The 21,465-nt window shown below is 38.5% G+C and carries 22 protein-coding genes; 16 read left to right on the forward strand and 6 right to left on the reverse strand.

The window, feature by feature from the left end:
* Nucleotides 1-28: 28 nt before the first annotated feature.
* On the forward strand, nt 29-979 hold the full coding sequence (locus KTV93_RS10730; protein WP_218248965.1) for a GSCFA domain-containing protein: 951 nt from the start codon (nt 29-31) through the stop codon (nt 977-979).
* Nucleotides 980-1,082: 103 nt separating this feature from the next.
* Nucleotides 1,083-1,844: a TatD family hydrolase gene (locus KTV93_RS10735; RefSeq protein ID WP_218248966.1), complete on the forward strand. Its 762-nt coding sequence runs from the start codon at nt 1,083-1,085 to the stop codon at nt 1,842-1,844.
* Here KTV93_RS10735 and KTV93_RS10740 read toward each other — a convergent pair whose 3' ends face one another.
* The 6 genes from KTV93_RS10740 to KTV93_RS10765 form a co-directional block, all read right to left on the reverse strand.
* Nucleotides 1,845-2,816 carry a methyltransferase domain-containing protein gene (locus tag KTV93_RS10740; RefSeq protein WP_218248967.1) on the reverse strand — a complete coding sequence of 324 codons (972 nt, stop codon included), beginning with the start codon at nt 2,814-2,816 and terminating at the stop codon, nt 1,845-1,847. It abuts the gene before it with no gap.
* Between the two features lie 82 nt (nt 2,817-2,898).
* Complete coding sequence (locus KTV93_RS10745) at nt 2,899-4,152, reverse strand: DEAD/DEAH box helicase (RefSeq protein WP_218248969.1); 1,254 nt, start codon at nt 4,150-4,152, stop codon at nt 2,899-2,901.
* 203 nt (nt 4,153-4,355) lie between these two features.
* Nucleotides 4,356-4,844 (reverse strand): DUF6438 domain-containing protein, encoded by a 489-nt coding sequence (locus tag KTV93_RS10750; RefSeq protein WP_218248970.1) that lies wholly within the window; start codon nt 4,842-4,844, stop codon nt 4,356-4,358.
* Between the two features lie 89 nt (nt 4,845-4,933).
* Nucleotides 4,934-5,917, reverse strand: coding sequence for a GTPase ObgE (obgE, locus tag KTV93_RS10755; RefSeq protein WP_218248972.1), 984 nt, complete (start codon nt 5,915-5,917; stop codon nt 4,934-4,936).
* 61 nt (nt 5,918-5,978) lie between these two features.
* The gene (locus KTV93_RS10760) at nt 5,979-6,560 is read right to left on the reverse strand and encodes an adenylate kinase (protein ID WP_218248973.1); all 582 of its coding nucleotides are present in this window, start codon (nt 6,558-6,560) and stop codon (nt 5,979-5,981) included.
* Between the two features lie 52 nt (nt 6,561-6,612).
* Entirely contained in the window at nt 6,613-7,167 is a 555-nt protein-coding gene (locus KTV93_RS10765; RefSeq protein WP_218248974.1) for a phosphoribosyltransferase, read from the reverse strand.
* 171 nt (nt 7,168-7,338) lie between these two features.
* On the opposite strand from KTV93_RS10765, the gene KTV93_RS10770 reads away from it, so the two are divergent.
* From KTV93_RS10770 to KTV93_RS10835, 14 genes are all read left to right on the forward strand, one after another.
* Nucleotides 7,339-8,625, forward strand: coding sequence for an adenylosuccinate synthase (locus KTV93_RS10770; protein WP_218248975.1), 1,287 nt, complete (start codon nt 7,339-7,341; stop codon nt 8,623-8,625).
* A 322-nt stretch (nt 8,626-8,947) separates the two neighbouring features.
* Nucleotides 8,948-9,763 carry an energy transducer TonB gene (locus tag KTV93_RS10775; RefSeq protein ID WP_218248976.1) on the forward strand — a complete coding sequence of 272 codons (816 nt, stop codon included), beginning with the start codon at nt 8,948-8,950 and terminating at the stop codon, nt 9,761-9,763.
* Nucleotides 9,764-9,934: 171 nt separating this feature from the next.
* Entirely contained in the window at nt 9,935-10,708 is a 774-nt protein-coding gene (locus KTV93_RS10780; protein WP_218248977.1) for a ParA family protein, read from the forward strand.
* Nucleotides 10,709-10,758: 50 nt separating this feature from the next.
* Complete coding sequence (locus KTV93_RS10785; RefSeq protein WP_218248978.1) at nt 10,759-11,646, forward strand: ParB/RepB/Spo0J family partition protein; 888 nt, start codon at nt 10,759-10,761, stop codon at nt 11,644-11,646.
* Nucleotides 11,646-12,275 carry a DUF5683 domain-containing protein gene (locus KTV93_RS10790; protein ID WP_218248979.1) on the forward strand — a complete coding sequence of 210 codons (630 nt, stop codon included), beginning with the start codon at nt 11,646-11,648 and terminating at the stop codon, nt 12,273-12,275. The genes KTV93_RS10785 and KTV93_RS10790 overlap by 1 nt, the downstream gene beginning before the upstream one ends.
* Before the next feature lie 19 nt (nt 12,276-12,294).
* The gene (gene dapB, locus KTV93_RS10795) at nt 12,295-12,996 is read left to right on the forward strand and encodes a 4-hydroxy-tetrahydrodipicolinate reductase (RefSeq protein WP_218248980.1); all 702 of its coding nucleotides are present in this window, start codon (nt 12,295-12,297) and stop codon (nt 12,994-12,996) included.
* Between the two features lie 71 nt (nt 12,997-13,067).
* A complete protein-coding gene (gene lepB / locus KTV93_RS10800; protein WP_218248981.1) occupies nt 13,068-14,720 on the forward strand; it encodes a signal peptidase I in 1,653 nt (550 codons plus the stop codon).
* Nucleotides 14,721-14,783: 63 nt separating this feature from the next.
* The gene (locus tag KTV93_RS10805; protein WP_218248983.1) at nt 14,784-15,395 is read left to right on the forward strand and encodes a WbqC family protein; all 612 of its coding nucleotides are present in this window, start codon (nt 14,784-14,786) and stop codon (nt 15,393-15,395) included.
* Nucleotides 15,396-15,403: 8 nt separating this feature from the next.
* Nucleotides 15,404-17,134 (forward strand): S8 family serine peptidase, encoded by a 1,731-nt coding sequence (locus tag KTV93_RS10810; protein ID WP_218248984.1) that lies wholly within the window; start codon nt 15,404-15,406, stop codon nt 17,132-17,134.
* A gap of 106 nt (nt 17,135-17,240) precedes the next feature.
* Nucleotides 17,241-17,720 carry a lipocalin family protein gene (locus KTV93_RS10815; RefSeq protein ID WP_218248985.1) on the forward strand — a complete coding sequence of 160 codons (480 nt, stop codon included), beginning with the start codon at nt 17,241-17,243 and terminating at the stop codon, nt 17,718-17,720.
* Nucleotides 17,721-17,737: 17 nt separating this feature from the next.
* Nucleotides 17,738-18,433 carry a YiaD family glycine zipper/OmpA-like lipoprotein gene (locus KTV93_RS10820; protein ID WP_218248986.1) on the forward strand — a complete coding sequence of 232 codons (696 nt, stop codon included), beginning with the start codon at nt 17,738-17,740 and terminating at the stop codon, nt 18,431-18,433.
* A gap of 88 nt (nt 18,434-18,521) precedes the next feature.
* A complete protein-coding gene (locus tag KTV93_RS10825) occupies nt 18,522-19,406 on the forward strand; it encodes a decaprenyl-phosphate phosphoribosyltransferase (RefSeq protein ID WP_218248987.1) in 885 nt (294 codons plus the stop codon).
* A complete protein-coding gene (locus tag KTV93_RS10830; protein ID WP_218248988.1) occupies nt 19,406-20,725 on the forward strand; it encodes an FAD-binding oxidoreductase in 1,320 nt (439 codons plus the stop codon). The genes KTV93_RS10825 and KTV93_RS10830 overlap by 1 nt, the downstream gene beginning before the upstream one ends.
* 9 nt (nt 20,726-20,734) lie before the next feature.
* The gene (locus tag KTV93_RS10835) at nt 20,735-21,460 is read left to right on the forward strand and encodes an SDR family NAD(P)-dependent oxidoreductase (protein WP_218248990.1); all 726 of its coding nucleotides are present in this window, start codon (nt 20,735-20,737) and stop codon (nt 21,458-21,460) included.
* Nucleotides 21,461-21,465 lie beyond the last annotated feature (5 nt).

Raw genomic sequence — 21,465 nt, forward strand, 5'->3', positions numbered from 1 at the left:
AACCCATTTATTACATATCGTATTACCAATGAAGTTCCGTACCGAAGTTGATATTCCGGTTTCAGAGAAAATGTTCGAAATTGAAGACCGTGCGTTTTCGATCGGATCATGTTTTGCCACAGAAATCTCAGATCTGCTTGCGAAAGGTCAAATCCAGACTTTAAATAATCCTTTCGGGACACTTTTTAACCCGTTTTCCATTAATAACGCGGTTAAAAGGCTTCATGATTCAGCGTTTTATAGCGAAGAAGATTTAATCAAATATGGAGAAGAGGTGATTTCGCTGGATCATCACAGTTCCTTCAATACCAGATTTCTGCACCAGACTTTAGAGAAAATCAATTCTAAAATCGAGGAAGGGAACCGCTTTCTGCAGCAAACCGACTGGGTAATCATTACCTATGGAACGTCTTATATCTATGAATTTCTGCCGAAGAAAAAACTCGTTGCGAACTGCCATAAAATTCCTGGGAAATATTTCGAAAAAAGACTGCTGACCAATCTGGAGATTACGGATTCCATTTATGAAACGGTTACGCTGCTGAAAGATATCTGTAAACCCAACGTTCAGATTCTGTTCAGCGTTTCGCCGGTTCGCCATACAAAAGACGGAATGGTGGAAAATAATGTGAGTAAATCCAAGTTAATTTCGGCGGTTCATGATATCTTGTCCCAATTCGACAATTGTCATTATCTGCCTGCGTACGAGATTTTGATGGATGATCTTCGTGATTACCGGTTCTATAAAGAAGATTTAATTCATGCCAACACTCAGGCAGTTCAGTATATCTGGGAAAAATTCGGGAACGCTTATTTCTCAGATGAAACCATGGATTTTGTAGAAGAAAATTTTAAAATTACCAAAGCATTAGCGCATAAACCTTCCGACGAAAAAAGCCCGAAGCATCATGAATTTCTCGAAAATCTCGAAAAAAGAATAGCAGATCAGCAGGCCAAAGTGAAGCATAAAATATTTTAAATTCATTTGGGCAGCTGATCCGCCTTCCACTCCCGCTTTTTTGCTTCGCTTTGCTACACAAAAAGAGCTCCGTTCAAGTCGGGCTGCAGTTAAAAACAAAATTATGATCGATACCCACACCCATTTATATTCCGAAGAATTCGATGATGACCGAAAAGAAATGATCAATAGAGCTCTTAATAAAGGAGTTTCTAAATTTTATCTTCCGGCAATTGATTCGGAATCACACGAAAAGATGCTGGCCTTGGAAAGTGATTATCCACAGCAGATTTATTCGATGATGGGACTTCATCCGTGTTACGTAAAACCGGAAACCTGGGAAAATGAACTGAAAATTGTTGAAAATCATCTGAATAAAAGAACTTTCCCTGCGATCGGAGAAATTGGGATTGATCTGTATTGGGATAAAACTACTTTAGACATTCAGGTAAAGGCTTTTGAACAACAGATCGATTGGGCAATAGAAAGGGATTTACCCATTGTGATTCATACCCGTGAAAGTTTTGATGAAGTTTTTGAAGTTTTGGAAAGAAAGAAGCACGCAAAACTACGCGGTATTTTTCATTGTTTTTCAGGAAATATTGAACAGGCAAAACACGCGGTTGATCTGAACTTCATTTTGGGAATCGGTGGAGTAGTGACCTTTAAAAACGGTAAAATCGATCAGTTTCTGCACGAAATTCCTTTAGAGAAAATCGTGTTAGAAACCGATTCGCCTTATCTTGCGCCGTTTCCGCACCGCGGCAAAAGAAACGAAAGTTCTTATCTTGATTTGGTAGCAGGAAAACTCGTGAATATTTACGGAAAAGATTTTGGTGAAATCGACAGGATTACGACACAGAATGCTGAACGGTTATTTAAATAATTACTTCAGCTGATAAATTCCGAATACAAAATCACTCTTATTTGTCTTTAAAAATTCATCTTCAAGGTCAAATACCCTTTCGAGAATCTCTTTCTTTTCCGCATCTTCATTTACAAAATGATGCGCGATGTCTTTCAGTGCGCTTTGCAGAAGATTGTTACCGTATGGCTTTTCTTCTATAACATTAAAATAACGGTGAATTGCAGGTAAAATACTTATGGAATCTACACATTCCGAAGGGTCAGCGGCAATCATTCTGAGCACTCCGGAACCGGAATAACTGTTTTTGTACAGCCCTGTTTTAAAGATCTTCCTGAATTTTTTTGGGATAAGATCAATGGCTTTATTGATGTAATTAATCTGTTCCTGTGAATACTGCAACCGGTTATTGCCCACAAACTCATTGATGATGAGATATCCGCCAGGTTTCAAATTTTTTACTGCAACATTTTTAAGAAAATCATCCATTTTATCGAAATGATGAAGCGACGCATGAAAAAATACGATGTCATAGCGCTGAGGTTCGAAGTTGTACGTAATGACATTTTCAGCAAAGAAAGAAATATTGTTCAGTTTCTTTTCCTGAGCGGATTTGGCTGCGTTTTGCAGTAATTTATCCGAAAAATCATAGCAGTGTACTTCCCAGTCAGGTCTAAGTTCTGCCAGTCTTATTTCGTGACTGCAAACCCCCGATCCCAGCGAAATTAGTTTTAGGTTTGTTTTGTCTTTAAAGTAATTTTTGGTGAGATAGTCTTCATATAGTTGATTCTCATCACCAGTGATCAGCCTGTTCCATCTTTTACGCACGTCAGGAATTATCCAGAAATTTGCGGTTTTAAGATTGCCGTTATTAAAGGCAGACTGCGTTCTTTTAAAGGCATTTATATTGAATTTTGATAGCACGAAAGGTAATCCACGCTGATGGATTTTTATATAAATGTCGCTGAAATCTTCGGTAGTGATGATTCTCATTATAATCTTTTTAAAAAGGGAAGTTATCGATTTAAATATAACCTGCAAAAAAAACCTTTCAAAAAATTGAAAGGTTTAGCTGTTATTTGCTTCTGGAGAAATTACTCTTGTTTTTCGGTTTTTTGTAGCCGATATTTTCCTTAGACTGTGGCTTCGGGCGCGGAGTAAAAGATTTGTTGTTAGAATCTCTTTTTTCCACCACCAGATTATCAGTATGAAAAGGATGATCTTTTTCTACCGGAATTTTCTTGCCGATCAGTTTTTCTGTACTTTTCAGATTAATAAGGTCCAAACCGTCAACAAAAGAGATAGAACTTCCGTCTGCACCTGCTCTTCCGGTTCTTCCGATACGGTGAACATAAGTTTCGGAAACATCGGAAAGTTCGAAATTCACTACATATTTCAGTTCGTCAATATCAATCCCACGTGCGGCGATATCGGTAGCGACAAGAATCCTTGTTTTCCCTGATTTGAAATTATTAAGTGCATTCTGTCTCTGATTCTGCGATTTATTTCCGTGAATCGCTTCAGCTGAAATTTTCTGCGACTGCAGTTTTCTTGCGATTTTATCTGCACCATGTTTCGTTCTGGAAAATACCAAAACCGAATCCGAGATATCATTCTGAAGAATATGCGTTAAAAGTTCAAGCTTATTTTCCTTGTCAACAAAATATACTTTTTGCTTAATGGTATCTGCAGTTGCCGAAACCGGTGCAACCTCTACTTTCACGGGATTCGTAAGCATTGAGTTTGCCAGTTTGCTGATTTCGTCAGGAAAAGTTGCTGAGAAGAAAAGCGTCTGTCTTTTCGGTGGAAGCAGTTTTGTAATTCGTTTCACATCGTGTACAAACCCCATGTCGAGCATTCTGTCGGCTTCATCTAGTACGAATATTTCCAGATGTTTCAGCGAAATAATTCCCTGAGAAATAAAATCCAGAAGTCGTCCCGGTGTTGCTACAAGTATATCAACGCCGCGTCTGAGTGCGTTCTCCTGTGCGCCTTGTTTTACGCCGCCGAAAACCACAAGGTTTCTAAGTTTTAAGTGTCTTCCGTAAGCATTGAAGCTTTCTTCAATCTGAATCGCCAACTCTCTGGTAGGCGTTAGAATCAAAGCTTTGATCTGATTGTTACGAATGTTTTTTTCTGTAAGATTCTGAAGAATCGGGATGGCAAAAGCTGCAGTTTTCCCCGTTCCTGTCTGCGCAGTACCGAGAAGGTCTCTGCCCTGTAAAATGCTTGGGATTGCTTTTGCCTGAATAGGTGTTGGTTGGGTGTAACCCTCTTCCTGTAGCGCCTTAGCGATAGGATCGATTAAATTTAGGTCGGTAAAATTCAAATGAAATGTTTTTAATTAAAATAAAATGAGCTGTGTCATTCTTTTTATAATGTAACGAAGGAATGAATTAGAAAATCCGTGAAATTTTCAGGGTTCCGCAGGGTGCGGATTCATCAAGAATGACATCGTACATAAAAAATCCTTCCGGGGAGGAAGGAGTTTTGTGCTGCAAAGATAGTGTAAATATATTTAGTGCAATTTCTTTACTGTGCGACTTTAGTCCACGTTTGGGTTTTGCGGAGATTTTCTATGAATGTGTAGAGCTCATCAAGCTTTTCAGTGCCTCCTTTTCCGTAATCTTCAATATGCTTTGAAGTTCCGTCGGTGAATGTGATTCTTAGATGTGCGGTCGGCAAATCGGTTACATTCTTATTTCCGTAATATGGTTTGAGATTATTCAAATCCAAATCATCCAGAAGGGAGATAAGTTTATTGTAGTCGGCCTGTTTAATGGTGGTTTTAAAGATACCTTCTTTTGGGCCGCTGAAGTCATCTTTGGATCTTCCTTCTGTAAAAGTGAATCTTTCAGCATCTATAACCGCGGTTCTGTCGGGATTAACGGTTATTTTAAAAATTGGGCAGAATCCAAAACAGGCTTCAGCATTATATTCTATTTTCGAATATTTTGACGCGTTTGGGGTTGCACATGAGAGGACGAATACCAGTGAGAGAAGAAAAAAGAAATATTTCATATTATTATTTTAAGGTGTCGCCGCAACTTTTATTCCAAAAAAAATAGATTTGAAACTCAAATCTATTTTTTATAAGTTATTTCAGGAGACTAGCCATGGAGTTTTTTCCAGATGGCATCTTTCAGTTCCATCAAACCTTCCTGCGTTACCGCTGAAAAGAAAATAGGTTTTCTGTTCTCCGGGAATTTCTTAGAAATTTCATCCTTCAGCTCCTCGTCGAGCATGTCGGCTTTAGAAATCGAAACGATATAATCTTTATCCAAAAGTTCGGGATTAAACTTTTTCAGTTCGTTTTCCAGAATTTCGAATTCCTGATAATAATCCTCCGCATCAGCAGGAATTAAAAACAGGAGAATTGAATTTCTTTCGATATGTCTCAGGAAACGGTGTCCCAGACCTTTACCTTCTGCAGCACCTTCAATAATTCCCGGAATATCGGCCATTACAAAAGATTTATAATTCCGGTAATCCACGATACCTAGGTTCGGCGTAAGCGTGGTAAACGCGTAATCTGCAATTTTGGGTTTTGCTGCAGAAACTGCTGCCAAAAGTGTAGATTTACCCGCATTCGGGAAGCCTACAAGACCCACATCAGCCAAAAGTTTCAGCTCGAAAGTTACATAACCTTCTTCACCTGGAAGTCCGGGTTGTGCGTATCTTGGAGTTTGGTTGGTTGAGGATTTAAAATGCTCGTTTCCAAGTCCCCCTTTTCCGCCATGCATGATAATAATTTCCTGACCATCTTCCATGATTTCGGCGATAATTTCGCCGTCTTCATTTTTTGCAATGGTACCTATCGGAACTTCAATATAAATATCTTCACCGTAAGCACCAGTGAGCTGGTTTTTTTGACCGTTGTGACCACGCTCAGCTTTGATGTGACGGGTGAAACGTAAAGGTAAAAGCGTCCATTCATGAGCGTTTCCTTTCATAATTACGTGACCGCCTCTTCCGCCGTCACCACCATCGGGACCGCCTTTCGGTATATATTTTTCACGGCGAAGGTGTGCAGATCCTGCACCGCCATGACCACTTTTACAGTGGATTTTTACGTAATCTACGAAATTTGACATATCTAATTAATTGTGAGTTTGCAGCAGTTGGTGAATGGTTTAATCAACCATTAAGCCTAAACTATAAACTGATTTTCTCTACTTCAGCAAAGAGTTTACCGGCAATTTCATCAATGCCGCCAACTCCGTTTACTTCAACGTATTTGCCCTGTTGCTTGTAAAGCTCTGCAACTTCTGCAGTTTTTGTATAATATTCTTTAATTCTTGTTCTGATGATTTCTTCATTTGAATCATCTGTTCTACCGCTGGTTTCGCCTCTTTTAAGAAGTCTTTCAATCAGAATTTCATCATTCACGATCAGCGAAAGACAAACTGAAATTTCATCATTCAGAATATCCTTAACAATAGTTTCCAGTGCGTCTGTCTGGTTTGCTGTTCTGGGATAACCATCGAAAATAAATCCGTTTGTATTGGTAGGTTTCTTCACTTCCTCGATCAGCATATCTGTTGTTACCTGATCCGGTACCAGTTCTCCTTTGTCAATATATGATTTTGCCAGGATTCCTAGAGCTGTGCCATTTTTCATGTTATAACGGAACAGGTCACCTGTAGAGATCTGCTTCAGGTTAAATTTTTCAATCAGGTTCTGTGCCTGCGTACCTTTTCCGCTTCCGGGAGGGCCGAAGAGAACGATGTTTATCATTTTTATTAGATTTATAATTTGAAGTTTTGAGCGGTTACACTCAAAATATTATTTATTCATTGATACGGCCTTCTTCGAGCTGATATAAATCCCGCAGATTTCTGCCGAGTTCATCATAATCTAAACCATAACCCAAAACAAATTTGTTCGGAATTTCTTTGCCAATATAGTCGAGTTTGAATTCTTTCTTGTAAACATCGGGTTTCAAAAGGAAAGATGCAAGTTTAACAGATTTCGGGCGCTGTGTTTCGGTGAAATACTGAAAAAGACTTTCTACCGTATTTCCTGTATCTACAATGTCTTCTACAAGGATAATGTGGCGGTCTTTAATGTCTTTTGTCAATTCCATTTTCTGGTAAACGATTCCCGTAGACTGGGTTCCTGCATAAGAACTCATCTGAATAAAAGCGATTTCGCATTTACCGGGATAATGTTTTAGCAGGTCAGAAAAGAACATGATGACACCGTTCAGAACCCCAATAAATACTGGAGTTTCGTCTTTGTAGTCTTCGTAAATTTTTAGCGCGGTGGCTTTTACAATTTCCTGAATTTCTGCGTCTTTCAGATAAGGAACAAAAGTTTTGTCGTGAATTTGAATGGAGTCCATATATATTTACAAAATGCAAATTTAAGGTTTTTTGAGGAATTTTTTTAAAAATATAATTTTCACCACTTTTAATACTGTCAAGATATTGCTTCTCTATATATTTAAAAGTTAAAGTTTTTGCCCAAAACTTTTAATAAATCTATTTTTGTAGAAATCTAAAAAAAGTAAAATATGTCAACTTATGTGGTTGTAGGTCTTCAGTATGGGGACGAAGGCAAAGGTAAAATTACAGACGTTTTGTCGGCAAAATCCGACTACGTGGTACGCTTTCAGGGCGGTGACAATGCGGGTCACACGGTATATGCGGGTGAAGAAAAATTCGTGCTGCACCTTCTTCCTTCCGGTGTTCTGCAGTGTAAGGGAAAATGCATTATCGCAAACGGTGTTGTTGTAAATCCAAAGGCTTTCCTGAAAGAAATCGGTCAGATTGAAGAAAAAGGAATGAAAACAGATCATGTTTTTATCAGCCGCAGAGCCCATGTAATTATGCCTTATCATATATTACTCGATACGTATCGTGAAGAAGAAGCCGGCGGAACGCATATCGGAACCACAAAAAAAGGAATTGGTCCGTGTTATGAGGATAAGATTGCCAGAGTAGGAATACGAATGGTTGATTTGCTGAATCCGGAAGTCCTCGAGGAAAAAATTAGAAAAAACCTTAAAATCAAAAATTCCCTTTTCGAAAAGTATTTCGAAAAACCAACATTGGAATTTGATGAGATTTATAAAGAATTTCTGGAACTTGGTGAAAAACTGAAGGACAGAATTGTGGATACCGAAGTTGAACTTAACCAGGCTATCCACGACGGAAAAAATATTTTATTTGAAGGCGCGCAGGCCGCAATGCTTGATATTGATTTTGGAACTTATCCGTATGTAACTTCCTCTTCTCCCACTACAGGCGGGGTTTGTTCAGGAGCGGGTGTTCCTCCAACAAGTCTCAAAAATTTAATAGGCGTCGCAAAAGCATACACCACAAGAGTTGGTGAAGGACCTTTTCCGACCGAACTTGATAATGAACTGGGCGAAAGTATAAGACAAATCGGTTTCGAATTCGGAGCAACAACCGGAAGACCCAGAAGAACCGGCTGGCTGGATCTCGTTTCACTGAAGCATGCCACAATGATCAATGGAATCAACAATCTGGTAATTACTAAATTAGATGTGCTTTCCGGAATTTCACCTCTCAAAATCGCAACTAAGTATAAAACTGAGGACGGAAAAATTATCGATTATTTTACTTCTTCTACTACCAAACTTTATAATTACGAGCCGATTTACGAAGAACTGGAAGGCTGGACTGAAGATATTACGAAAGTAAGAAGCTACGACGAACTTCCGCAAAATGCTAAGAAATACATCGAGTTTATCGAAAACTATTTGGGAATTAACGTGTATTTGGTCTCTGTAGGTCCTGAAAGAAGTCAGAACATCATCCGTAAAGAGTTGTTTTAAAGATAATTCAGCAAATAAAAAGCTGCTATATTAGATTATAGCAGCTTTTTTTATGGTTTTTTTAAATCAGATGAAAATTTATTTTAAAAAATTTTAATACTAAGGCCTTTTTTGAAGAATATTTTAAATGAATTGAAGAGTTTTGAGATACGTGATCATATCGTTTGGTTTAAAATTTACATATAATTATGGATAGAATAGTTTTCTATTGTAATTGCTAAAAATTTGGTTTGTTATTTGATTATTGTTTAAAAGTATTTAGATTTTAATTAAAATTAAATAATTTGAATACTGCTAAGTCTAACATTTAAATTGAATGGTCATGAAAAATTTTTTAACTTCTGACAGAGAATCACGGTTTAACGAGATTCTTTTCGAAAACCGAAACAAAAGCTATGGTGCGTACGTACTGCGAAATGAAGAGGGAGCAGTTTTGAAAAAATCACTTTTTCTCGGGGTCGCTTTTTTTGCGGCAATCGCATTAACGCCTTTATTAATTAATGCATTGATGGTGCAAGAAACAGTACTTCCAGCGCCACCAGTTATTCATGATTTAACGCCGATCCCAATTACCAGAGACAAAGAACCTGAAGTCATCAAACCTTCGCCTCCCGTTGCGCCAAAAGTAAATACTTATGATACCAGAGTTGCTACTCCGACAAGAGATGCACGCGAAGTGAAAACTGTAACTGATGATCAAAAGTTAAACGCGGTGCCGGGAACAGAAACAAGTCTAGATAACCCGCCTGTACTTACTCCTCCGGTTATTGAAACTCCACCTGTCACGGCTCCAATAGTACCCGAAGTTCCAAAAAAAATTGACAATACTCCTGCGACTAGGGTAGATGTAGAAGCGGCTTTTCAGGGAGGAATCAATTCTTTCAGGGCAAAAGTGGTACAGAATTTCAATGCCGGAGATTTCGAAGGAACCGGTGAACTCATGAAAACAATGGTTACTTTTATTGTAGAAAAAGACGGAACAATTTCTAACATTAAAGCCACCGGAACCGACAGGGATTTTAACGTCGAAGCCGAACGTACCATCAGAAAAATTAATGGAAAATGGGCACCAGCTAAACTCAATGGCGAAAATGTAAGAAGTTATTTTAAGTTTCCGATTTCAATGATGTTCGAGTAAATAAAACACCTTAAATCGTAAATATTAACTTATCCACAAAATACCAGGTTTTGTGGATAATTTTTTTTCTGTATAATGCTTTAATTAACAATACTTTAACTTAAACCAACTTATCAACAATCATCTGAAAATGATAAAAAAGTGTATTTTTGAGCATTAATATAAATACTAATGGCTAAAATAATTGGGGTTGCAAATCAGAAAGGCGGAGTTGGTAAAACAACTACTGCGGTTAATTTGGCAGCTGCGCTGGGTGTTCTGGAAAAAAAGATTCTTTTAATCGATGCCGATCCGCAGGCAAACGCAACGTCGGGATTGGGAATAGATGAAGCTAATTTTTCTACTTATAATTTGCTTGAGCACAGTGCAGACGCTAAAAACTGCATTCAGAAAACGGCATCTCCTAACTTAGACATCATTCCCTCACATATCGATCTGGTAGCTGCTGAAATAGAATTGGTAGACCGCGAAAACCGTGAATATATGCTGAAGCAAGCGCTGAAATCTGTTCGCGAAGATTATGATTACATCATTATCGACTGTGCGCCGAGTTTAGGTTTGATCACAATTAATGCTTTAACAGCAGCAGATTCCGTAATCATTCCGATACAGTGCGAATATTTTGCTTTGGAAGGTTTGGGTAAATTGCTCAATACCATTAAAAATGTTCAGAAAATCCATAATAAAGATCTGGATATCGAAGGTTTGCTTTTGACCATGTATGATTCACGTTTAAGACTTTCAAACCAGGTGGTGGAAGAGGTAAATTCTCATTTCCCGGAAATGGTGTTCGAAACAATCATCAGCAGAAATGTACGTTTGAGCGAGGCGCCAAGTTTTGGTGAAAGCATTCTGAATTACGATGCAGAAAGCAAAGGAGCGATACAGTATCTTCAGTTGGCCGAAGAAGTTTTGCTGAAGAACGAAAATTTAGTAAAAAATTAAGCGAGGATTTTAATCCGGATCGCTATAATTACAATCATCATTTATAAAAAATGAAAGACAAGAAAAGAGCAATGGGACGTGGTTTGGGCGCTATTTTAAGTGCTGAATCCAAAGCTACAGTAAATTCCGCAACCGATGAAGGCGCAGATAAATTTGTGGGAAACATCGTGGAGGTTCCTTTGGCGGATATCTATGCAAACACAACACAGCCACGAACCTATTTCGATGAAAAAGCCCTAAATGATTTAGCGCAGTCCATCAGAAATTTAGGAATTATTCAGCCTGTTACTTTAAGAAAAGATGGCGATAAATTCGAAATTATTTCGGGTGAAAGACGTTTCCGGGCGAGTAAAATTGCAGGTTTGGAAACTATTCCGGCCTATATCCGTTTAGTTAATGATCAGGAATTGCTCGAAATGGCTTTGGTTGAAAACATCCAGAGAGAAGATCTAGATGCCATCGAAATTGCTTTAACTTATCAGAGACTTCTTGAAGAAATCGGGATGACTCAGGAAAACCTGAGCCAGCGTGTTGGGAAGGAACGTAGTACTATTACAAATTCCATCCGTCTTTTAAGACTTAATCCTGATGTACAGAACGCGATTCGAAGCGGAGAAATTTCTGCCGGCCACGGGCGTGCGATTATCAGCCTTGATAATGCAGAAAAACAGGAGGAGCTTTTTAATAAAATCATTAAGAATAACTTAAGTGTTCGCCAGGCAGAAGAGGAATCGAACAGGCTTAAAAATCCAGACAATTCACCGAAAAGACAGAAAACTGCAGTCCCTAACCATTTCAAAAAAGCAGAGAAAAACCTTGCCGATATTTTAGAGGTAAAAGTGGAGATTAAAGCTGCTGCCAACGGCAAAAAAGGAAAAATTGTTCTCGATTTCAAAAACGAAGAAGAACTCGAGAGTATTCTCTCACATTTCAGATAATGAATAAACTTACAGTACTTTTTGTCCTCTTATTCTCACTAAAAATTTTCGCGCAGGTAAGTCCGAAAGACACCATTCGTGTAGAAAATTATCCAACGGATTCTATATCTGCAGTTACTCCAAAATCTGAAATCGAGGTATATACTGATATTCAGGAATCCAATGCAACGGACTCCACTATGAGATACAATCCTACTAAAGCAGGTTTGTATTCTGCGGTTTTACCAGGTCTGGGGCAATATTACAACAAGAAATACTGGAAAATCCCAATTGTTTGGGGCGGAATCGGTACCGGCGTTGGGGTAGTGCTTTGGAATCAGAAACAGTACAATCGTTACAGAGATGCATTCATCGCACAACTCAACGGTCAGCCTCACGAGTTTTCAGATATTCCTGGGATCAGTGCGGAACCCTTAGGAAGAACGCAGGACAGAGCAAAGCGGCAGCGCGATTATGCAATCGCAATTACCGGCTTGGTTTACATCCTTAATATTGTAGATGCGGTTGTGGATGCACATCTTTACGAAGGCCGTAAAGATCCGGATCTTGCGCTGAAGCCCACTGTAATTTACGATGAATTCGGAAAGCAGAATTCAAAGGCGGGCCTCAGTTTAAGTTATAATTTTTAAAGTAAAATCAAAGGGAACTATGAAAATAGCATTGGTAGGATACGGAAAAATGGGTAAAATTATTGATGAAATTGCGACCCAGAGAAATCATGAAATCGTCGCAAGACTTAATGAATCTCCAACTTCGGAAAACCTTAATAGCGCTGATGTAGTCATTGAGTTTTCTAATCCTGAAGTTGCTTTTAACAATATTAAAACCTGCCTTGAAAATAATATTCCCGTGATTTGCGGAACCACAGGCTGGCTCGACCAGAAGCCTGAAATCGAAAAAATCGCTGCCGAAAATAATACTGCTTTTTTATATGGTTCGAATTTCAGTTTAGGCGTAAATCTTTTCTTTGCGCTGAATGAAAAACTTGCCGATTTAATGAAAAATTTCCCTGAATATAATGTTCAGCTCGAAGAAATTCATCATGTCCACAAAAAAGATGCCCCTAGCGGAACCGCAATTTCTTTAGCCGAAGGGATCATTAAAAATAACCAAAGGTTTGAAGGCTGGAAACTCGATGAAACCAAAGAAAAGCAACTCGGCATTTTCGCCATCCGTGAAGATGAGGTTCCCGGTACACACAGCGTTTTCTATAAAAGCTCCGTTGACGAAATCGAGATTAAACATACGGCTTACTCCCGAAATGGTTTTGCGCTGGGCGCAGTAATTGCTGCGGAATGGATTCAGGGAAAAACAGGAAACTTTTCTATGATAGATGTTCTTTTCTCCTAAGCACTAAAACTTATTTGTAACAGTTTCACGATCCTGCGAACTAATAAGTCAATAATCACCAACAACAAACTATGAGCTATTTTCTTACTTATACAGTTTATGTCTTAATCCTCTCTCTTCTGATGGGGATTTCTACATGGAAACTTTATAAAAAAATGGGTTACAATCCGCTTTTTGCTTTTGTGCCTTTTTATAATTATTATATCATACAGAAAGAAACCGGGCATCCGAAATGGTGGGTAGTGATGGCTTATCTTCCGATTGTAGGACCTATTATGATGACGGTTTTTCATCTGTTTCTGATGAAACATTTTGGCAAAAGCAGCTTTTCACAGCGCCTGCTTACCGTGATTCTTCCGTTTATTTATATGGCCTACATCAATTATTCTAAAGATCCTGAGGTAGAAACTGAAGAAGAGTTTTATTTAACTGAAGAAGAAAAAGGCGAGAAAAAGAAAGAGTCTTTCGTGGGTTCCATCACTTTCGCGGTGGTATTTGCCACGATCGTCCATGTATTTATGACCCAGCCATTTGGAATTCCTACAGGTTCCATGGAAAGAACGCTCCTTGTAGGAGATTTTCTTTTTGTAAATAAATGGAGCTATGGTTTCAGAATGCCGATGCGTCCTGTGGCAATCCCATTCCTGCAGGGTACCATCATGGATACCGGTGAGAAGGGAAATCCGAAAGATGATCCTAAATCTTATCTTGAGGCAGTGAAATTGCCTTATGCACGAATTTTCCAGTTCAGCAAACCTGAGAAAAACGATATCGTAGTTTTCAATTATCCGCAGGATTCGGTTCATAAAGCAATCGACCGTAAAGATCCTTATGTAAAACGTTGTGTAGCCGTTGCAGGCGACGTTTTGGAAATTAAAGCAGGCCGTATCTTTGTAAACGGAAAACCTGAGACTATTCTAGGCGACCAGCAAAAGCAGCACAAATTCATTGCAACTACAGGAAGTCAATTAGATATTCCCGCGCTTTACAGAAAATATGGATTTCTACCCGTGCAGGAAGTTCAGACTGAAAGCGGTTATTTGTACGATTTTCAGGGACTGACTGATCAAACGGCAAAAGAGATAAAGGAATTGCCGCAGGTTGTTGATCTTAAAGAACACATCTGGCCCAAGGATTCGGCAGCGCTTTCATATAAAGTGAATGCAGCGAGAGACAGTTATACAAAGAATTTAGATACAACGCAGTCAATTTTTCCTGTAAATAAAAAATGGAATCAGGATTGGTACGGACCTTTAAGAATACCTAAAAAAGGAGATGTAGTAAAGTTAAATCAGGAAACTTTACCTGAATACCAGTGGATTATTTCGGAATACGAAGATAACAAACTGGAAAACAGAGACGGAAAAATTTATGTTAATGGTCAGGAAACTACGCAATACACCATAAAACAGGATTATTACATGATGATTGGCGACAATCGAGATGCCTCATTGGATGCAAGGTTTTTCGGGTTCGTTCCTGAAGAAAATATTGTGGGGAGTCCGATGTTTACCTGGATGAGTGTGGAAGGGCTCTTCGCTGATAACAGTTCATCTTACCAGCCCGAAGGTAAAAGAATCCGTTGGGACCGCATGTTTAAAGCGACTAACACCGGCGAAGCCAATAAAACTTCTTACTGGTGGGTTGCGGCAATCCTTTTACTTTTATTTTTTGGATGGGATTATTTTGCGAAATTCTTCAGAAAGAAAAGTAAAGAAGACTAATATCTAACTGATACAAAATCATAAATCCCTCTCCATCGGAGGGGGATTTTTATTAAACTGATTATGAAAATTTTATTACCCATATTCTATCTGCCACCTATTTCCTGGTTTGCGTTTTTTTTGAAAGAAGAAAACGAGATTGTTTTAGAACAATATGAAAATTTTCCGAAACAGACCTACAGGAACAGAACCAATATTTACGGCGCAAACGGAAGACTGTCTTTAATTATTCCCATCAACCACAGTAGTGAGAGGGTAATGAAGGAAATTAAAATTTCTCACCGCGAGAACTGGCAGAAACTTCACTGGAAATCCATTAAAACTGCGTATCAGAGTTCACCTTATTTTGAGTTTTACGAGGACAGACTTCAGAAAATATTTGAATTTGAAACAGATTCGCTTATTCAGTTTAATCTTCATGCTTTAAAAATTATTCAGGATATTATGAAGACGGAAAAGGCATACTCTTTGAATGATGAATACGTTAAAGTTCCTTCAGAACTTAATTGCAGGGAGCAGTTTTCCGCCAAAAAAGAAACTGAATTTGAAATGGAGGAATATTATCAAACCTTCACAGATAAGATGGGATTTATGAAAGACCTTTCAATTCTCGATCTGATCTGTAACAAAGGACCCGAAACTTTGACTTATTTAAAGAATATTTATACCAAATAGAATTTATAATGAAAAAAATACTAATTGCAGCTACCTTCCTTTCAGGAGTTGCATCTTTTGCGCAGAGTGCAGATGCCGCTTTAGACCCGATGAAGGACAAAGATCTGATGACCTGGTATCACAAAGATTTTTCTTCCTCAAATACTTACGGAGTCAATACCCAAAACGCTTATAAATATCTTGAATCGAAAGGATTAAAGGCCAAACCTGTAATCGTGGGAGTTTTGGATAGTGGAGTGGAAGTTGATCATCCGGGTCTAATAAAAAACATGTGGAAAAATCCTAATGAAGTTCCAAATAACGGAAAAGATGACGACGGAAACGGATATATTGATGACATACATGGTTGGAACTTTATCGGTGGAAAAAACGGTGACGTAGATATCGATAATATGGAAGTGACCAGGGTTGTTAAGAAATACCAATCTGTTTTTGAAGGTCCAAATTCTGCAACAAATAAAGCAAATCAGGCAAAAATGGCGGAGGAATTTGCCATGTACATGAAATCAAAGGAAATCTTCACCAAAAAAAGTATCGAAGCTAAACAGGGTTACGAAACATATTCCAGAATTCAAAAAATGATTCCTGATATGGTGAAGATGCTGAACGGCCAGAATCTTACTCCTGAAGTTGTCGCTTCACTAAAACCTGCCAGTCAGGAACAGGCTATGGCAGCTTCGGTTTTAGGTCAGGTTGCGCAGGATCCTTCTGTAAAAGGAAAATCACCTGCAGAGGTTCAGAAGTTTTTGGAAGCGCAGATGAAAGAAGCTTTAGATTATTACACACCGCAGGCTACTCAGCAGTATAATCTCGATTTCGATCCAAGAACGTCTGTTGTTGGCGATAATTACGACGATTACACTCAGAAATATTACGGTAACAATAATTATGAAGGTCCTGATGCACAGCACGGAACTCACGTTGCGGGAATCATCGCAGGTTATCCTCAGGGAACAGAAACGCAATACGGTGTTGGTTACAAAACGGCAAAAATTATGACCGTAAGAACTGTGCCCAATGGTGATGAACGCGATAAAGATGTTGCAAACGCAATAAGATACGCGGTTGATAACGGAGCTAAAATCCTGAATATGAGTTTTGGTAAACCTGTTTCTCCTGGTAAATCGGTGGTTTGGGATGCATTTAAGTATGCACAGACTAAAGGCGTTCTTTTGGTAAAAGCAGCGGGAAATGAAAATGAAAACATTTTTGAGAATGTTTATTATCCTACCAATTTTAAAGATATCAATGATGCTAAACCATTTGTAAATAATATGCTTGTTGTGGGTGCATCAACTAATAATAACGAGTTTTTGAGAGCTGATTTCTCGAATTATAACCAGAAAATGGTAAATGTTTTCGCGCCTGGAGATAAAATTTACTCCACTGTTCCGGACGGTAAGTATGAATATCTGCAGGGAACTTCAATGGCATCACCTGTGGTAGCCGGCGCGGCTTCAGTTCTTTTGGCATATATGCCAAACCTGAAACCCGAGCAGATTATCGAGTCGCTTGTGAAAACTTCTAATAAATCATCTGTTAACGCGATGATCAACTCCAATACAAACAACAGATTCGATTTAATTTCTGAGGCTGGAGGGGTAATCGATGTTCGCAAAGCCGCGGAATATGCGTTTACAAACTTCTATAAGCCAACTGCTTCGGCACCCGTTGCTAAAGCAAAAGTGGTAAAGAAGACTCCTAAAAAAGTGGTAAAGAAAGTTATTAAAAGAAAATAATCGTTATTTAGACTATTTACGAAAAGCCCGGATAACCGGGCTTTTCTTTTTAAATATGAAAATTTGGCACGGTTTTTTGTAACTTGTAATTCATAATTTTATTACTATGAAAAATATATTACTCGCCGGAATTTTAGGAGCCGCAATCAGCGTTTCCTGTTCCACAGCAAAAACCGCTCAAGCCAACAGAGCAGAATTCCTGCAACTGAAAGGTGATTGGGAAATTACAAGTGTAGATTACGATAAGAATTTTAAAGTTAGGCCTTTCGACGAAGGTGCAGATGCGCAGTGCTTCGTCGGCAGCCACTGGAGACTTATTCCTAATAACTGGACCGGTTCTTATACCCTTAATGGCGGCGGATCTTGCCCAAGTGTAATTCAGCCAATTAAGTTTGAAGTGGTAAACGGTAATGAATTTAAATTCAAAAAATTATTAGAAGGATCTAAGGCAAAGGCGGTAATCGAAGGATATTCTTTAAACCTTATCAGCCAGACTCCGGATGCATTCACATTAGAACAAAATGTTCCTTCGGGAGGCGAGAATGTAAGAATTGTTTACAACTTCGCAAGAACAGGAATGAAATAACAATATAAATTACTATTATGAAAATTTTTAATAAGACAAATATAGCAGCGCTTTTCGTATCGACATCACTTTTAATGACAAGTTGCGAGGCTGTAAAAAATGCCAATAATCAACAGAAAGGTACTGTAATTGGTACGGCAGCAGGTGCTGTTATAGGTGGTGTATTGGGTAATAATTTAGGTAAAGGTAAAAATGCACCAGCCGGCGCTGTACTTGGCGGTATTGTTGGTGGAGTTGCAGGTAATGTTATCGGTAGAAATATGGATAAGCAGGCTAAAGAGATCAAGGAAACCTTACCGGGAGCAGAAGTTGAAAGAGTAGGTGAGGGAATTAAAGTAACCATGAAAGAAAATATGGTGAACTTTGGATTTGATTCATCTGATCTTACCTCTGCCGCAAAAGCTAATCTTGATAAATTAGCACAGGTATTGAAAAATAACTTAGATACCAACATCAATATTTACGGTCATACTGACAGTAAAGGAACCGATGCCTATAACCTTTCTTTATCCGAGAGAAGAGCCGCAGCAGTAAAATCATATCTGATTTCACAAGGCGTTTCTTCAAGCAGAATGTTAACGATGGGAGTAGGAGAAAAAGAGCCGGTAGCATCTAACGATACCGACGCCGGAAGAGCAGAAAACAGGAGAGTTGAATTTGCAATTACTGCAAATGAAGACATGATCAATGATGCTAAAACAAGTCAGCAGTAGACCAAATCAAAATCATTATATTTTAGATCCGCTTCGGCGGATTTTTTTATTTTAAAATCACTAATTTTGTCTTATTCTTTAAGTACGAATGACGAAATATTTAAAACTGCTTCGCGTAGAGCAATGGGTAAAAAACCTTTTCGTTTTTGCGCCCCTTTTCTTTTCCGGAAATATTACCAACTTCGATTTGCTGATCAAAAGTCTCTTCGCATTTGTAGTCTTTTCCTTTGCCGCGAGTACTGTTTATATTCTCAACGATTATTCTGATATTGAATCCGACAAAAAGCATCCCGAAAAAAGTAAGAGACCTTTAGCAAGCGGCGTTATTTCCAAATCCACAGCCGTGGTATTTTTTATTGGTTTAATCGCAATGATTTCGGTATTGATTTTCTTCGGAGCACAGTATTTTCATCATAATTTCTGGAAGTTTGCCGCGATCATTATATTTTATTTTCTGATGAATGTTGCGTACACTTTCAAACTGAAGCATGTCGCAATTATCGATGTTACCATTATTGCGATCGGTTTTGTTCTGAGGGTTCTTGCCGGAGGTTACGCCACCGGAATTTATATTTCCCAGTGGGCTATTTTACTGACATTTGTGCTGGCTTTGGTACTTGCAATCGGTAAGAGAAGAGGAGAGCTGATCAATGCCCAGATCTCCGGTAAAACACGACGAGCGCTGGATGGTTACAATGTTCAGTTTGCCGACATTGCGCTTTCAATAAGCTGTACCCTGGCAATTGTTTGTTATCTCATGTTTACACTTTCCCCGGAAGTACAGCAGAAGTTTCATTCGCGTGTTTTTTATACCGTAATTTTTGTGGTTTTTGCTTTTTTACGATATCTACAGCAAACCCTGGTCTATAATAAAACCGAATCTCCAACCAAAATTATTTATAAGGACCGGTATATACAGATTACTCTAGTGCTTTGGCTGGCAGCGTTTTTACTCCAAATTTATTTCAAATAATGAAACCGAATTTTATACAGAAAGTAACAAATTGGGGGAATTTTCCCGTGGTGGAAAAGGAAATAAAATCAGAAGATTCTATTGAAAGAATTAAGGATTTCGTTAGGAACAATAATGAAGTAATCGCGAGGGGAAACGGAAGATGTTATGGTGATGCTTCACTATCCGAGCATATATTTTCGACCAGAAGACTCAATAAATTCATAAGTTTCGACCGGTTAAACGGAGTTATCGAATGCGAATCCGGAGTTTTGCTTTCACACGTTTTAGAAGTGATTGTGCCGCAGGGTTACTTTCTTTATGTGACGCCGGGAACGAAGTTTATCACAGTTGGTGGCGCCATAGCGTCGGATGTTCACGGGAAAAATCATCATGCAGAAGGTTGTTTTTCTGAGTATGTAGAGGAGTTTTCTCTGCTGAACGAAAATTCTGAAGTAATCACTTGCTCCAGAACAGAGAACGAAGATAAATTTTGGGCAACGATTGGCGGAATGGGTCTTACAGGAATTATTTTGTCTGCTAAGTTCAAACTAAAAAATATAGAAACCGCATATATCCGGCAGGAATCCGTTAAAGCACAAAATCTGGATGAGATTTTTAAACTTTTTGACGAAAGTGAGTCTTGGACCTATAATGTTGCCTGGATTGATTGCCTCCAAAGGGGAAAAAACATTGGCAGAAGCATTATGATGCGGGGTGAACATGCGTTTAAACATGAACTTCCGAAAAAAATGCAGGAGAATCCGCTGAGATTGAAGAAAAAAATGATCCCAAAAATACCGTTTTACTTCCCTGATTTTTTACTGAATAAATTTACCGTTAAGCTGTTCAATTTCCTTTATTTCAACAAACAGCAGCAGAAGATGGTGAAAAATTATGTAGATTACGAAACATTTTTTTATCCTTTGGATGTGGTAAATGACTGGAATAAAATCTATGGGAAAAGCGGATTTATCCAGTACCAAATGGTGATTCCCAAGGAGAAAGGTAAAGAAGGGATGGAAAAAATATTGCAAACCATTGCAAAAAGTGGCAACGGATCTTTTCTGGCAGTACTGAAGCTTTTCGGGAAAAATAATCCGCATGCCTATAACTCTTTCCCAACCGAAGGATACACACTTGCTCTGGACTTTAAAGTAAATTCCAGACTTAAAAAACTTGTGACTGATTTGGATGAAATCGTTGAAGAATATGGTGGAAGAATTTATCTTACAAAAGACAGCATGAGCAAATCCACGCTGACCAATTATCTCCAGAACGTGCAGAATCCAAAATTTGTGTCCATGCAGCACAAAAGAATCATGAACAGCAATAATTAAATCTACAAGATGATCGTTCTCGGAAGCAATTCAGAAATAGCGCAGGCCTTTGTAGAGAAGGTTTTAGAGGCAGGGGAAAAATACCAGACTGTTTTTCTTTTCACTTCGAACAGAGAAACGACACAGAAATTTGCCCAACATATTGATGTAAAGTTCTTTCAGCAAACTGAAATCATTGAGCTAGATTTGATGAAAGAAATCGATTACAATAAGTTTGATGACATCACTTCGGATCTGTTGTTTTGTGCCACAGGATATCTGGGTGAGGGAACTGATGAAGCCCTCTATAACAATAAGAATACAGAAAAGGTTATCGATATCAATTTCGCAAAACTCGTTCCCGTTCTCAATTTTTTCGCCGCTAAAATGGAGCGCCAGAGATCCGGCACAATGATCGTTCTGTCTTCAGTTGCAGGCGACCGCGGCAGGCAGAGTAATTTTATTTACGGAAGCGCTAAAGCGGGACTAACAGCCTATTTGAGCGGTTTGAGAAATTATATGTTCAGCCGGAAAGTTCATGTACTTACCGTAAAACCAGGTTTTATGGATACCAAAATGACAGAAGGCTTACCTTTGAATCCGGCACTTACGGCAACCCCAAGACAGGCTGCCGAAGAAATTTATACTGCCTACAAAAGGAAAAAAAATACGGCATATGTTTTACCGCTTTGGAGTATTATTATGCTAATCATTAAAAATATTCCTGAGTTTATTTTCAAAAAATTAAAGCTGTAGCAAAG

Source organism: Kaistella faecalis, assembly GCF_019195395.1.
GTDB lineage: Bacteria > Bacteroidota > Bacteroidia > Flavobacteriales > Weeksellaceae > Kaistella > Kaistella faecalis.